A 15,174-nucleotide genomic window follows, 5' to 3' on the forward strand; every position below is an offset into this window, starting at 1 on the left:
TTATACCTCCCTAGTATAGTTTGTGTTTCTTATAATTTCTTAACACCCATGGTTACAGCTTCTTTGTTGATGTTCCACTCTTTCACATAACCATCGGTCTGTCCAAATACCATTTCATCTGCAAGTACTTCAGATTTGATCTCATCCTCGTGTGCTTTCATAACTTCCTGGATCTTATCGTTTCCGTGAGCATATACTACGATCTTGTCCATGACTTCGAAGCCTGCTTCTTTTCTCATGGTCTGGATCTTGCTGATGATCTCACGGACGAATCCTTCTTCGATCAGTTCAGGGGTCAGGTTGGTATCCAGGACTACGGATGTTTCACCGTCAGATTCGGATACATAGCCTTCTGTCTGTGCTGTTTCAATAAGAAGGTCTTCTTCTGTAAGTTCTACATCGTTTCCATTAATATCCAGTTTCAGGACACCGTTGGTTCTCAGCTCGTTCATTGCTGCTGTTCCATTGATGTCTGTGAGAGCCTGTCTGATTCCGCCAAGGAGTTTGCCGTATTTCGGTCCTACTGTACGAAGCTGTGGTTTGAAGCTGTAGGAGATAAAGGACTCTACGTCATCTGCAAATTTTACTTCTTTGACATTCAGCTCATCTGCGATGATATCTGTATAGAATTCACCCATTTTCTTCTCAGCCTTTACATACATGGTTCCGATTGGCTGACGGTTCTTGATGTTTGCAGTATTTCTGCAGGCACGTCCCAGAACTACGATCTCCAGAAGCTCTTTCATGTCTGCTTCCAGATCTTTGTCGATCCATGCTTCATTTACAGTCGGGAAGTCGCAGAGGTGGATACTTTCCGGAGCATCTTTGTCTACGCTTCTTACAAGGTTCTGATACATATCTTCTGTCATGAACGGAATCATCGGAGCTGCTGTCTTGGCGATTGTTACCAGTGCATGGTACAGAGTCATGTAAGCATTAATCTTATCCTGCTCCATTCCCTTTGCCCAGAAACGTTCACGGCTTCTTCTGACATACCAGTTGCTCATCTCATCTACGAATTCCTGAAGTGCTCTTGCTGCTTCCGGAATCTTGTAGTTTGCCAGATCATTGTCTACTGCCTGAACTGTTGTGTTTAATCTGCTGAGGAGCCATTTGTCCATTACAGGAAGCTGGTCATAGTTCAGTTCATATTTAGTCGGATCGAAGTTGTCGATATCTGCATATAATACGAAGAATGCGTAAGTATTCCAGAGTGTGCTCATGAATTTACGCTGTCCTTCTACTACTGCCTTGCCGTGGAAACGGTTTGGAAGCCATGGAGCGCTGTTGATGTAGAAGTACCATCTGATGGCATCTGCGCCGTATTTGTTCAATGCATCGAATGGATCAACTGCGTTTCCTTTGGACTTACTCATCTTCTGTCCGTTCTCATCCTGGACATGTCCCAGAACGATTACATTCTTGTATGGTGCTTTGTTGAAGAGCAGTGTGGATTCTGCAAGGAGAGAGTAGAACCATCCACGGGTCTGGTCTACAGCCTCGGAGATAAAGTTTGCAGGGAACTGCTGCTCAAATAATTCTTTGTTTTCAAATGGATAATGATGCTGTGCAAAAGGCATTGCTCCTGAGTCGAACCAGCAGTCAATAACCTCCGGTACACGGTGCATTTCTCCACCACACTCCGGACACTTCAGTGTGATCTCATCGATGTATGGACGGTGAAGCTCTACTGTCTTGGCTTTCTCATCACCGCTCATCTCAAATAATTCCTGACGGCTTCCGATGGAATGCATATGTCCGCATTCACACTGCCAGATGTTCAGTGGTGTTCCCCAGTAACGGTTACGGCTGATACCCCAGTCCTGAACGTTTTCCAGCCAGTCGCCAAAACGTCCTTTACCGATGCTCTCAGGGATCCAGTTGATAGTATTATTATTTCTGATCAGGTCATCCTTAACTGCTGTCATCTTGATGAACCAGGATTCTCTTGCATAGTAGATCAGTGGTGTGTCACATCTCCAGCAGTGTGGATAATCATGCTCGAATTTCGGAGCATCGAAGAGCTTGCCTTCTTTGTCCAGATCTGTGAGAACCATAGGGTCTGCTTTCTTTACGAAAACCCCTGCGTATGGTGTCTCTTTTGTCAGGTTACCCTGTCCGTCTACGAACTGTACGAATGGAAGCTCATAGTTACGTCCGATTCTGCTATCGTCTTCACCGAATGCAGGTGCGATATGAACGATACCTGTACCATCACTCATAGTAACGTAGTTATCACAGGTTACGAAATGAGCTTTCTTTTTCTGCTTTGCTGCTGCCTCTCCTGCACATGCAAAAAGGGGCTCATATTCTTTGTATTCCAGATCTGTTCCCTTGTAGGTTTCCAGAATTTCGTATGCTTTCTGACCTTCTTCTTTGGCAAGCTTGCCAAGAACCTTGTCCAGAAGTGCTTCTGCCATATAATAGGTATATCCGTCTGCTGCTTTTACTTTACAGTAAGTCTCATCCGGGTTTACGCAGAGTGCAACGTTGGACGGAAGTGTCCACGGTGTTGTTGTCCATGCAAGGAAGTATGCGTCTTCACCAACAACCTTGAATCTTACCACTGCGGAGCGCTCTTTTACAGTTTTGTATCCCTGGGATACTTCCTGTGCGGAAAGAGGGGTACCACATCTTGGACAGTAAGGAACGATCTTGAAGCCTTTGTAGAGAAGCTTCTTATTCCAGATCTCTTTCAGTGCCCACCATTCGGATTCAATATAGTCATCATAGTAGGTTACATATGGATGTTCCATGTCAGCCCAGAAACCAACGGTAGAGGAGAAATCCTCCCACATTCCTTTGTATTTCCAGACGCTTTCTTTACACTGCTTGATGAATGGCTCCATACCGTATTCTTCGATCTGCTCTTTGCCATCCAGACCAAGCTTCTTCTCTACTTCCAGTTCTACCGGAAGTCCGTGGGTGTCCCAACCTGCTTTACGCGGAACCATGTAGCCCTTCATTGTACGGTATCTGGGGATCATGTCCTTGATTACACGGGTCAGTACATGGCCGATGTGGGGTTTACCGTTAGCGGTAGGCGGCCCGTCATAAAATGTATAGGTTTCTCCTTCTTTTCTGTTTTCCATACTTTTCTCAAAGATATGGTTCTCTTTCCAGAATTCTTCGACCTTTTTCTCACGGTCTACGAAATTAAGATTCGTATCAACTTTCTGGTACACAGCTGTTTCCTCCTATTTCTTCTGATAATAAAAAAATCGCCCTTTTTGTAAAAGGACGAAGGTTTCTCTACTTTCGTTATACCACCTGTTACACGGTACGGGCGTCACTGCCGATACATGCATCCTCTAACGGGGATTACCGTCAGCTCTTACACGGCGCAATGCCCCTGGGAACTGAAACTCCGGAGTGATCTTCTCCTGCATTTACTTGCACCGGACTCCCACCATCTCCGGCTCGCTGCTGCTTTCCTCTACAGGTTACTGTCTCCATCTTTGTCTTTGTGGTTATTATGGCCACGGTATGGTAAACCGCAGCGTTTCCATGAAGTTTATTATAAGGGCTTATTTTTCAGGATGTCAAGTGTTTTTTCTTATATTTATAGTTATATAAAATACTATCATTTAATTTTACACAGACGTTGTAAATAATGCTATAATGGGGTAAAATATGCTGTCAGGAACGAACCGTATCACCATTATTTATCAGATAAAGGATTACACTTCATATGTTTAAAGGAAATTTTTATAAAATCATAAAGCAAGGCATGTCTGCCCTTCTCTGCGGAGGACTTCTTTTTTCCCAGCCGGGAATTATTTATGCATCGGAGAATACAGCTGCACAGGTTACGGCTGCGCCGGAGCATTCCTCCACCTACTCCCAGGCTGCAGATACAGACTCTATCAAGGGCTGGCCTGCAGGACCTAATATTGAGGGAGAATCTGCTGTTCTTATGGATGCAGTCACAGACACTGTCCTGTATTCCAAAAATGCAGATAATAAGCTATATCCTGCAAGTATTACCAAAATCATGACTGCACTGCTGGTCTGTGAGAATCTGGATATGAATGACAGTCTCACTATGTCCGAGGCTGCTGCCTACGGCATTGAGGCCGGAAGCTCTACCATTTATGCAGAAACCGGGGAGGTCTTTACTGTAGAACAGGCTGTGATGGCACTGATGCTGGAATCTGCCAATGAAATGGCTTTGGCACTGGCCGAGAAAACCAGCGGTTCTGTAAAGAAGTTCGTTGAGCTGATGAACCAGAGAGCTGCACAGCTCGGCTGTAAACACACACATTTTAATAATCCCAATGGTCTCCATGATGAGAAGCATTATACCACTGCCAGTGACATGATGAAGATTGCCAAGGCAGCCTGGTACAATCCTCTGTTCCGTAAATTCGTCACCACCCAGACCTACGAGATTCCCCCTACCAACAAGCAGCCGGAAACCCGTTATCTGCTGAACCATCACAAGATGCTGGCAGGGCAGTCCTATGCCTATGACGGAGTCCTGGGCGGCAAGACCGGATATACCACTAACGCAGGAAATACCCTGGTCACCTATGCCAAAAGAGGAAACTCCATCCTCATTGCAGTGGTCCTTAATTCCACAAACGGTGCTTTTCCGGACACTGCCTCTCTGCTGGATTACGGATTTAATAATTTTGAAAAAGCCGATTTAAATGTGGATCCGGATCCTGTGACAACTCCATTTCTCCCCTGCGAGAAATATCTGCTGAAAGACAATGGAAACACCAGTCTCTTCCATTATATCAGGCATGTGTATGTTACTGTCCCCACAGGAACAGACACCGGCACCCTGACCAAAAAGCAGTGGGTTCTCAACAATTCTGTAGGCTCTAAGCGTATTAAGAGTAAATATTATCTGGATGACCACATGGTTGGCTACGGTATGCAATATGAAAAGGAGATCCTTTCAGATCTCCTTCTCCAGACTTCTCTTTAATTGTCGTTTCTGACGGAGGAGCTCCTTTCTCTCACGGAGCTCCTCCGTTTCTTTTGTATCTGTAAACCGCAGAGTCTTCACTGCAAAGTATTTGTTCTCGTCCGTCTTATGAATCCGGATTTTCCCCTTGATCAGCCCGTGCTCTCCGCAGGCAGAAACACTGTAATAAACTCTGGGATTATTCATGAACCAGCGGATCTTGCGCCTGGCAGGTTTGTGACACATGGGGCAGAGAGTGCCGGCCACGCCTCTGTCCTTCATGATCCGTTCTCTGTCGACAAACTCTCTGAATACATACTTATCATAATCCGGATAGGAAATAAAGATTTCGTCCTTTTTCTTCTTTGGATTCTGATACACATCCAGAGAAGGATGATTGATGATCATAATGTTGCTGATCCTTTTCAGCACTTCTGCTGTATAGTAGGCATCCGCAAGTGCTCTGTGAAAGCCATATTTTTTCTCAATGCGAAGCTCATCAATGGCATGCTCCAGTGCACACCGGGAATCCCCGTCATCCCAGGTAATACTGTAAAGCTTCTGTACATCATAATAGGTTACAGGCCCGGGAAGCTGATCCAGCATTTTATAAAATTTCATATTTCTCTGAAGTTCCATCACATCCTGATTTCCCCAGGTAAAGAAATACCAGTCCCTACCGCACCACTCCAGGAATTCTCCTGCTGCCTGCTCAAAGGATACCCCGTCCAGCAGATCTCTGTAATCCATATGGATCACCTCATGGATGCTGCTGTGGATCCTGTTATATACCTGAGGCCGAATCAGACGATGAAAGCTGTCTGTGATTTCCTTTTTGCTGTTTACCTTCACTGCCCCGATCTCTATGATCTCAAAGGGCAGCTTTTCATTGCGGTTTTTCTTTCCATCAGGACTCTGGTTCCATTCCAGATCAAAGACAATATAATTCATGCAATCATTCCCTGCAGTTTTTTCACTGCAGCTTCTCTCCTAACTCATAAATAGCCTCTATCAGATATTCCTGGAATCTGGCTCCGTCTGCATCCATGAGTACCACATTCTCTTCACTTTCCTCATGCTGCCACCAGCGGAAGTCACAGATGGTTCTGCCTCTGGATGCACAGTCAGAGCATTCCACATCCAGCACTGCCTTCTTTGCCACAAAAAGCTCCGGATGGGTCAGATACATAAAAGGCACAGCATCATGAATGCTTACCTTTCCTCTGTATTTGTTGCCGTTTGCCAGACTATAGCCTGCCATATCCCCGCAGAATCTGGCGATCCTGTTATTGGACTGGCACATTTTCTCTACCTGGGAAGCTGTCAGTGCACATTTCTCAGTAGCATCCAGACCGCACATTACCACAGGGATTCCTGAACGGAATACGATTCTGGCAGATTCCGGGTCTTCATAAATATTGAACTCTGCAGAAGCAGTTACATTTCCTCCTGCTACAGCTCCACCCATAAGCAGAATCTCCTGGATTTTCTCCTTTACCTCAGGGAATACCTTGAGAAGTAATGCTACATTGGTGAGAGGTGCTGTACAGATCAGTGTGATATTCTCGCCTTCAGGAAGCTCTGAAATAAGCTTTTTCATAAAAAAGGCTGCACTTTCCTCTACTACATCCTCCTGAGATCTGGGGATTTCCACGTTTCCCAGACCATTGGCACCATGATAGTCAGATGCCGGCTGCGGATCTCTCAGCAGGGGAGTTTCTGCTCCTCTTGCCACAGGAATAGAAAGCCTGTAAAGGGATACCAGATCCAGTGCATTCCTTGTCACCTTATCTATTGTCTGATTTCCTGTTACAGAGGTTACTGCCAGAAGCTCAAAGGCTTCCGGATGGGCAGCTGCATAGGCCAGCGCTATAGCATCATCTACACCGGGGTCGCAATCCATAATGATTTTTCTTTTTTCCATAATCACTCTCTTTCCGGATCATCTGTTGTTAATCCTGGCTTTTTATTTTAAGTTCTTTATTTTAAGATTTTTATTTTAAAATTTTCAATTCATATTCGCGGCTTCCAAGGCCAATCTTTTCTCCCTGATCCAGGGTTGCTTTCCACTCAATATTAGGATTGGAGTCCTTGAAGTGGTCGTGGTGACAGTGCCATCCCGGCTCTGCCAGATGATCTCCAAGCTGACTGTTATCCAGTGGTTTTGCCTTCAGACAGGCATCTGCACAGGCCTGATCCAATGCAATAGGGTCAAAACTTGCAAACATTCCGATATTAGGAAGGATTGGTGCATCATTTTCTCCATGGCAGTCACAGTTGGGGCTCACATCCTGTACCAGTGAAATATGGAAGCACGGACGGTCATGACAGACTGCCTGTGCATATTCTGCCATTTTTCTGTCCAGAAGCTCATTGGCATCACTGTTAGGATTATAAACTGCATCATAATTACATGCACCGATACAGCGTCCGCAGCCTTTGCACTTATCATAATCGATCACTGCCTTCTTATCCTGATATGTAATGGCATCACTTCCGCATTCCTTTGCGCAGCGGCGGCATCCACGGCAAAGGTCTTCATTGATAGCCGGTTTACCGCTGGCATGCTGTTTCATTTTGCCTGCACGGCTTCCGCAGCCCATTCCGATATTCTTGATGGTTCCGCCAAATCCGGTAGCCTCATGTCCCTTGAAGTGTGTAAGGCTGATAAAAATATCCGCATCCATAATGGCACGCCCAATCAGGGCTGTCTCACAGTATTCTCCGTTTGCCACCGGCACCTCTACCTCGTCTGTTCCGCGAAGTCCATCACCGATAATGATCTGGCAGCCTGTTGTAATTGTATTAAAGCCATTCAGATTTGCACAGTCCAGATGCTCCAGTGCATTTTTTCTGCTGCCCGGATACAGAGTATTGCAGTCTGTCAGAAAGGGCAGTCCGCCCTGCTCTTTGCACAGATCTGCCACTGCCTTTGCATAGTTCGGACGAAGGAAAGCCAGATTTCCCAGCTCACCAAAATGCATCTTGATCGCTACAAACTTGCCTTCCATATCAATATTCCTGATTCCGGCTGCAATACAAAGCTTTTTCAGCTTGTCAATCTGGCTGGTGCCAACCGGGCATCTAAAATCCGTAAAATAAACTGTTGATTTTTCCATTTGTCGTTCCCTCCTGCTAATTATGATCTCAATCTTATTATTTATTTATCATATCACATGTCTGTCAATTATGAAATTCATACCATCACATTTTTTCAGAAATCTCTTTCATCCGGTTACTGTTCCCTTTGTTCTCAGTAACTACATCTGTTCATATGCTTTGGAAACTTTCTTATACTCTGCAGGTGCAGTGATCTTCTCCACGATCACATCTCCGTCTTCTGCATTCTGGTAACGGTAAATATAAACACCCTCCTGAATCTCATCTCCTTCGATCAGAGATACTGCCATATAGCTCTGACCTTCCACTTCAAAGGTATCCATAATGGCAAATTCCCGTTCTGTTCCATCAGAGATGGGGATATTGATCACTTCGTATTCTGATGCTGTATTGTCTGCAGAAATTTCTGTTTTTATTTCTTCCTTATTCTCGCTCATTTTTTCCTCTTTTCCTTTATAAAAATTAATAATAATTGCGCCGCCCCAAAGCAGTTCCTAACGCTCCTGTCATTTCCGGTGTTGCTATCCCACATTTTAGCAAAACCTGTTAGTGAAGTCAAAAACAATCTTCGGGATCCGCTCTCCCTGAGGCCAAAAAGAAAGCCATGCCCATATGAGCACAGCCTTCTCGTTTTCTTTATTTTTATTCACTTATGCCATGATCGGTTTTAATGCTTCTGCAAGCTTCTCTTTCTCAGCTTCTGCCTCTTCCAGGTTTTTGCCGAGAGTTGTGTAATAGATCTTGATCTTTGGCTCTGTTCCGGATGGACGTACAACTACTGTCTCACCGTTATCCAGCTTGTAGATCAATACATTTGCTGCAGGAAGTCCTGTTTCTTCCGGTTTCTGATAATCTGTTACTTTTACGATGGCATGACCTGCGATCTCTGTGAGAGGTTTGTCACGAAGTCCCTGCATCAGAGCTGACATCTTGTCCATTCCGCTTAATCCCGGGAATTCAAAGCTGTCTACTTTGTTCAGGTAACGTCCGTACTGTGCATAGATCTCTTCCATTCTCTGTTTCAGAGAACTTCCGATGCTTCTGTAATATGCAGCCATTTCACAGATCAGCATAGATCCGATAACAGCATCCTTGTCACGTACATATGGTCCTGCAAGGTATCCGTAGCTCTCTTCAAATCCGAAGATAAATCTGTCTACTTCATCTGCTGCTTCAAGCTGTGCGATCTGATCGCCGATCCACTTGAATCCTGTAAGTACGCTTCTGAGTTCTACTCCATAGTGCTCTGCCACTGCATCTGCAAGTGGTGTGGAAACAATGGATTTCACTGCTACCGGGTTCTTTGGCATTGTACCTTTTTCGATACGGCCTGCACAGATATAATCAAGAAGGAGTACACCTACCTCATTACCTGTTACCAGCTCATAGGAACCATCCGGGCATTTCATTGCAATACCAACACGGTCTGCATCCGGGTCAGTTGCAAGCATTAAGTCTGCACCTGTTTCTTTTGCAAGATTTAATCCAAGCTCCAGAGCTGCAAAGATTTCCGGGTTCGGATAGCTGCAGGTTGTGAAGTATCCGTTCGGATATTCCTGTTCCGGAACGATTGTGATATCTGTGATTCCGATATCTTTTAATACCTGAGTTACAGGTACAAGTCCTGATCCGTTTAACGGGCTGTAAACCAGTTTCAGTCCTGCTGTCTTGCAGAGACCCGGACGAACCTGACGGGATTCAATAGCTTCATAGAGAGCCTGCTTGCAGTCATCTCCTACAAAACGGATCTTTCCCTGTTCTACGCCTTCTGCGAAGGACATATATTTGGCACCTGTAAGTACGTCTGTTTTCTGGATCTCTTCATATACAATGGCAGCTGCATCGTCTGTCATCTGGCATCCGTCAGGACCGTATGCTTTGTATCCGTTGTATTTAGCCGGATTGTGGGATGCTGTTACCATAATACCTGCATTGCATTCATAGTAGCGTGTTGCAAAGGAAAGTGCAGGTACAGGCATCAGTGCGTCATAGATTCTGACATTGATATCATTTGCTGCCAGTACGCCTGCTGCTGTTTTTGCAAATACATCACTTTTGAGACGGCTGTCATAGCTGATGGCTACTGTCTGATTGCCGCCCTGTGTTTTTACCCAGTTTGCAAGTCCCTGTGTTGCCTGGCGGACTACATAAATATTCATACGGTTGGTGCCTGCTCCAAGAACTCCACGAAGTCCGGCTGTTCCGAATTTCAGTGCTACTGCGAAACGATCCTTGATCTCTTCGTCATTTCCTTCAATTTTGGATAATTCCGGATTAAGATCCGCATCCTGCAGATCTGCTGCCAACCAGCGTTTGTATTCTTCCTGATACATTTTTACCACTCCTGCCCTTATTTTTTATTATTTTTTGTGTATATTACATAAGATATCTTCACTATACCATAATTTGTTCAAATCAGCAATACAAATTACCAGAACCCATGTAAGACAATCCTATTCCTTTTCATTTTCCTGTTCCAGCAGCCTGAAGGACAGCTCCAGATAGAAAATCTCCTCCGGGTCATCCAAATCCGACTGAAGGATTTCCCTGATCCTGTCCAGTCTGTAGAGAAAGGTGCTCCTGTGTATAAACAACTCCCGGGCAGCCTGGGTGGCACTGAGATGCTGTTCCAGATATACCCGAAGAGTTTCCAGATACTGGGTCTGATTTTTTTCATCCTGTTCCTTTAAATCCAGAAGCCCTTCATGGCAGATCATATTTCCCGGTAGTCTCCTGGTAGTCTGTTCCAGAATATAGGTCAAGGCTACCTGATTAAAATAATGGATCCACAGATATGGCTTTTTACGGCTGCCTACATCCAGGGCTGTTTTCGCCTGTATATACTGTCTCCGCAGATTCATATGTCCGGTCATCACTCTGCTGTAGCCAGCCTTCAGATAGGTATCTCTGATAAAATAGATCAGTTTACCGGAAATTTCCTCCTGATCCATCCCCAGTCTGGTAAGGTTAAAAAACACTACGATCTCATCCTGATACAGAAAGCATACAGAATCTTCAAACTTCTTCTTAATATAACGAAAAACAGCCTTTGTGGAAAGATTCTGCTGATTCAGATAAGTAATCTGCAAAACCAGGCACATGTATTCATGATTTCCGCCCCATCCCAGTTCACCAAGCTGTCTGCTGACCCGCATATAGTCTGCTGTACGGTCCGAGAGAAGCCGGATAAAAATCTGTTCCATATCCTCATCCGGATTTGTCTCCTCTTCCTGAGCCAGCAGAAACTCCAGCTTATCTGTGAGAATATCCAGCACACAGAAAACTCCCTGGGTGATCTCCGTCTGGGTTTCTGTCAGGATCAGCTTGTGTGTTACTTTTTCATCTACCAGAAGATTTCTACTGATAGAACGGCACCCACTGGTATGATCCCAGTGCTCTGTATACATTTTTGACGACAGATCTTCTCCTCCGGCTTCCGATGATGACGCAAAATCCAATCCCTTTACAGCAAGAGAGTTTTGCAGAAATTCCGAAGTTACCTTCAAAAGTGACTCCATCCCTGCATGTTCTACCATCAGATTGTGGATTTTCCGCTCCCACTCATCTGCAGCATCAAAGATTTCCTGAAGATCATTCATAAATCCATAAATTTCTTCCATTCCTTCCAGGACTATTTCCATGTATACCAAGGTATCCGGAAGTTCATCAGATATCTGCAGCCTTTCAGTGTCGGCTTTTCTGCTTATGATCCAGAATGTTTCCTCTGTATCTGATGCCCTTTGCACCAGGTCAGCAATATGCTCTCCCTGGATCAGATATACATGTTTCTTTTGAACAATTTTTTTCTCCAAATACAAAAAAGGGCGCAAATATCCGTCTGTGCCGGATAAATTTCCCTTTTTTAGAATTTTATATTTTTCCTTTATTTTTTCGTACAAGTAAACTGATGAGAGCCGCAAGCCTCCATCCTCCTTACACAACAAACGTTTTGGCAACCTCCACTGCCTCAATGCAGTTTTCCGTATAGGCATCCGCTCCCATATCCTTTGCCAGCTGCCTGGTTACTGCACCGCCTCCGACCATAATTTTAAATTTACGCTGATCTTTACTGCGTTTCAGAGATTTCACCACCTGTTCCATTTCCGGGATGGAGGTACTCAGCAGAGAGGAAATACAGACGATGGACACATCCGGATTCTCCTTCACAGCACGCAGAAACTGTTTTTCGGAAATATCTACTCCCAGATCGATCACCTTAAAGCCTGCGCTGCGAAACATAACAGCCACCAGATTCTTGCCCACATCGTGAAGGTCTCCCTCCACAGTTCCCAGTATTACAGTTCCCATATTTCTCCTGTTAAGCTGCCCATCCTGCTCTTCCAGAAGTTCAAAGCCCTTACGCACGCTCCGGGCTGCAGCAAGTATCCGGATAATGTCTGCACCCTTGGATCTGTAATTTTCTCCCACTATTCTCATTGCCGGAGTCATAGCTTCCTCCACAATCCGGGCTGCAGAAATATGCTGATTCACCGCCTGGCGAACCAGCTTCTCTGTTTCACCCGGATTCCCCTCCTCGATGGCATTTTGTATCTGCTCAAGTATTGTCATATGATCAAGCCTGCCTCTAATTCTTCTTGCAAAAACACCTCCGCCCCGCGGCGAAGGATTTTCTCTAATTTTATCACAGCCACCTGCTTTTTACAATGAAAATGTAGCTGTTCCTCTATTCCAGAAGATAGCAGCTGGTGTAGGAAATAGTACAATCTCCGTAGTAATATTTCAGCCCATTTGCCTGGCATACCTGGGTCACCAGCATTCCATAGGCTTCCATAGATGAAAAAGCCTGCTTTGGAAATCTGCAGGGAGCATCCGGATAGGTACAGACCTTACATTTGGTACAGCATCCCGCACCGATCGCCAACATATCCGGATATATTTCCCTCAATTTCTTCTCAAACTCTGAAAAATAGTTTTTATGTCTGGCCTCTGTTTCCATCATTCCTTCGCCATCCAGGGCATCCTCCAATTCTCCAACCGTCTGAACAATAATACCATTTTTATACTGCCGGACCCTGGCCTCACATTCCTCCAGCGAACCGCAGCCCGGAGGACAGCTCCAGCATTTATCATATTTATGGCAACTGCCTGAGGCACACATCTGCCGCACCTCCGGCTTCAATTCAATGGTGTCACAATCCAGCAGCACCACATGGGAAAAGCCCTGCTCCATTCCCATTTGCTCTAATTTTCTGATGTCCATATTACAATCTCCCTTACTAATTTCTTGTATAATCTATATCAATTCGTGTCAGACGGATAAAATCATTCACCTGTCTCAAAGCCCAGCTCATCAATAAAATAATCCTGAAAATCAGCCGATGCAGCCAGCTCCACAAATTCAATCTTTCTCACCAGCTCATCCATCTCCAGCATTTCCTTCTCATTTACAAGTGCGATTTTCGCACCCTCACCAGCAGCATTTCCCACTGGCTTCACTTTCTTCACAAGCGTGGCCGGAAGCAAGCCAATTTTCCCTGCACTGACCGGATCCATATAGTTGCCAAAAGCACCTGCAATATATACCGAACTGATGTCATCTTCTGTAATCCCAAGTCTCTCCATAAGCATCCGGATTCCCGCTGCAATGGCAGCTTTCGCAAGCTGAACCTCTCCGATATCTTTCTGAGTCAGATAAACCCCTCTCTCGTTTCCGGCCTGCTCCGGGGGTACCAGAATAAACACACCTTGCTTCTCCTGCCCGCCGCTCAGCATACCATTCTCATCCAGCATTCCAGCATCCAGAAGCCCTGCCACCAGATCGATCAATCCCGAACCACATAAACCAACCGCTGGCTTATTTCCAACAGTTGTATAGCTCCACTTTCCAACCTCATACTTCACATGATCCACAGCCCCAGCCACGCCACGCATACCGCACTCAATCTTCGCACCCTCAAAAGCAGGTCCGGCCGCAGTAGAACAGGTCACCATCCGCTGCCTGTTTCCCAGAACCATCTCCCCATTCGTTCCGATATCGATCATCAGAGAAACCTCTTCCTTCAGATCCTGTCTGATTGCCAGCAGACAACCACAGGTATCTGCGCCCACATATCCTGCAATATCCGGAAGCAAGATCAACTCTGCACGCTCCTGCACAGCCAGACCGTAATCCCCCGCATTCAGCACCAGCCTCTCACTCACAGCCGGAGTATAGGGTGCATGCACCAACGAAGCCGGAGAAATCCCCAGGAACAGATGATGCATACAGGTATTTCCCACAACACACACCTGAAAAACATCCTCTCTCCTTATCCCTGCATCCTCTGCCAGGCTTCCCAGCATCTCATTAACCGCTTCCCGAACACACATACTCAACGCTTCTGTTCCATGCTCCAGCCCATAATTGGCCCTCATGATTACATCCGCACCATACTGTGCCTGGGGATTCATCCTGCTCTCAACTGCCAGAGTCCTACCATCCGCACCATCCAGCAAATACCCTGCGATGGTAGTCGTCCCAATATCAAACGCTGCCAGACACCTCTGACCAGCTTCCTTCCTCATTTCCAGAATTCGCCGTCTATTGTAAATCACATACCACTCACCAGAATCCCTGCGCATCCCATACAATTCACCTGCAAGCTTCAGATCCACCTCCATCTGCCCCGGCTCAACCTCACCATCTGTCTCCGCCAGCGTATCCAGCAGCCTCTGCCAGTCCGACCGCTTCTCCCCGGTTTTCGCCTTCCCCAGCTCAACCCGAGCCATCCGTAGTCCCGGTTCAAACACAACCTCTCTGTTAAATCCATCCGTCAAAATCTTCTCATTGCCAGCCCTGTCCAATGTCTCCACTACACAAGTCTCACCCTCACCAATCCGCATCTGACACGCCTTAACCACTTCACCATTCATCTTAACCAGACACTTCCCACATTTCCCCAAACCGCCACAAGGCGCATCCGGCCTCAGACCCGCCTGAATCTCCGCTTCCAGTACCGATGTCCCATACTCCACCTCTATCTCAACACCCTCACGCACAAACTTAACCCAAGCCATAAAAAAACCTCCCACATATCCAATCCAAACATCACAACAGTCAACGGCCAGCTCAGAAAAATATTTTATTTCATGTGCATTTGCAGGGGTCTTAGATATTCTTAGTCCCCGAAACCGCACAT

At 45.8% G+C, this 15,174-nt stretch carries 11 protein-coding genes; 1 reads left to right on the forward strand and 10 read right to left on the reverse strand.

Annotated elements, in window-relative coordinates; translation table 11 throughout:
• Nucleotides 1-29 precede the first annotated feature (29 nt).
• Complete coding sequence (gene ileS, locus ACTNC6_RS12655) at nt 30-3,185, reverse strand: isoleucine--tRNA ligase (RefSeq protein ID WP_441044262.1); 3,156 nt, start codon at nt 3,183-3,185, stop codon at nt 30-32.
• 506 nt (nt 3,186-3,691) lie between these two features.
• Here ileS and ACTNC6_RS12660 point away from each other — a divergent pair.
• Entirely contained in the window at nt 3,692-4,936 is a 1,245-nt protein-coding gene (locus ACTNC6_RS12660) for a D-alanyl-D-alanine carboxypeptidase family protein (protein WP_441044263.1), read from the forward strand.
• On the opposite strand, the gene ACTNC6_RS12665 is transcribed toward ACTNC6_RS12660, so the two are convergent.
• From ACTNC6_RS12665 to ACTNC6_RS12705, 9 genes are all read right to left on the reverse strand, one after another.
• Entirely contained in the window at nt 4,907-5,866 is a 960-nt protein-coding gene (locus ACTNC6_RS12665; protein WP_441035184.1) for an exonuclease domain-containing protein, read from the reverse strand. The genes ACTNC6_RS12660 and ACTNC6_RS12665 overlap by 30 nt on opposite strands.
• 22 nt (nt 5,867-5,888) lie before the next feature.
• Nucleotides 5,889-6,839 (reverse strand): nucleoside hydrolase, encoded by a 951-nt coding sequence (locus ACTNC6_RS12670; protein WP_441035186.1) that lies wholly within the window; start codon nt 6,837-6,839, stop codon nt 5,889-5,891.
• A 70-nt stretch (nt 6,840-6,909) separates the two neighbouring features.
• On the reverse strand, nt 6,910-8,034 hold the full coding sequence (locus ACTNC6_RS12675; protein ID WP_019160386.1) for a DUF362 domain-containing protein: 1,125 nt from the start codon (nt 8,032-8,034) through the stop codon (nt 6,910-6,912).
• 141 nt (nt 8,035-8,175) lie between these two features.
• The gene (locus tag ACTNC6_RS12680; protein ID WP_441044264.1) at nt 8,176-8,472 is read right to left on the reverse strand and encodes a DUF1292 domain-containing protein; all 297 of its coding nucleotides are present in this window, start codon (nt 8,470-8,472) and stop codon (nt 8,176-8,178) included.
• Nucleotides 8,473-8,685: 213 nt separating this feature from the next.
• Nucleotides 8,686-10,368 (reverse strand): phospho-sugar mutase, encoded by a 1,683-nt coding sequence (locus ACTNC6_RS12685; RefSeq protein ID WP_055053573.1) that lies wholly within the window; start codon nt 10,366-10,368, stop codon nt 8,686-8,688.
• 120 nt (nt 10,369-10,488) lie between these two features.
• Entirely contained in the window at nt 10,489-11,853 is a 1,365-nt protein-coding gene (locus tag ACTNC6_RS12690) for a PucR family transcriptional regulator (RefSeq protein ID WP_441044265.1), read from the reverse strand.
• Nucleotides 11,854-11,968: 115 nt separating this feature from the next.
• Complete coding sequence (locus ACTNC6_RS12695; RefSeq protein WP_441035192.1) at nt 11,969-12,604, reverse strand: cobalamin B12-binding domain-containing protein; 636 nt, start codon at nt 12,602-12,604, stop codon at nt 11,969-11,971.
• Nucleotides 12,605-12,719: 115 nt separating this feature from the next.
• Entirely contained in the window at nt 12,720-13,256 is a 537-nt protein-coding gene (locus ACTNC6_RS12700) for a DUF2284 domain-containing protein (protein ID WP_303243374.1), read from the reverse strand.
• 62 nt (nt 13,257-13,318) lie between these two features.
• Entirely contained in the window at nt 13,319-15,052 is a 1,734-nt protein-coding gene (locus tag ACTNC6_RS12705) for an ASKHA domain-containing protein (protein WP_441044266.1), read from the reverse strand.
• Nucleotides 15,053-15,174: the final 122 nt, after the last annotated feature.

Source organism: Blautia sp. HCP3S3_C4 (assembly GCF_052064095.1).
GTDB lineage: Bacteria > Bacillota > Clostridia > Lachnospirales > Lachnospiraceae > Blautia_A.

Excerpts from the sequence above, each read along its gene's own strand:
- ACTNC6_RS12660 (WP_441044263.1), top strand. The coding sequence starts at position 3,692 with ATGTTTAAAGGAAATTTTTATAAAATCATAAAGCAAGGCATGTCTGCC.
- ACTNC6_RS12700 (WP_303243374.1), bottom strand. The coding sequence starts at position 13,256 with ATGGACATCAGAAAATTAGAGCAAATGGGAATGGAGCAGGGCTTTTCC.
- ACTNC6_RS12665 (WP_441035184.1), bottom strand. The coding sequence starts at position 5,866 with ATGAATTATATTGTCTTTGATCTGGAATGGAACCAGAGTCCTGATGGA.
- ACTNC6_RS12670 (WP_441035186.1), bottom strand. The coding sequence starts at position 6,839 with ATGGAAAAAAGAAAAATCATTATGGATTGCGACCCCGGTGTAGATGAT.
- ACTNC6_RS12705 (WP_441044266.1), bottom strand. The coding sequence starts at position 15,052 with ATGGCTTGGGTTAAGTTTGTGCGTGAGGGTGTTGAGATAGAGGTGGAG.
- ACTNC6_RS12695 (WP_441035192.1), bottom strand. The coding sequence starts at position 12,604 with ATGACAATACTTGAGCAGATACAAAATGCCATCGAGGAGGGGAATCCG.
- ACTNC6_RS12685 (WP_055053573.1), bottom strand. The coding sequence starts at position 10,368 with ATGTATCAGGAAGAATACAAACGCTGGTTGGCAGCAGATCTGCAGGAT.
- ACTNC6_RS12680 (WP_441044264.1), bottom strand. The coding sequence starts at position 8,472 with ATGAGCGAGAATAAGGAAGAAATAAAAACAGAAATTTCTGCAGACAAT.
- ACTNC6_RS12675 (WP_019160386.1), bottom strand. The coding sequence starts at position 8,034 with ATGGAAAAATCAACAGTTTATTTTACGGATTTTAGATGCCCGGTTGGC.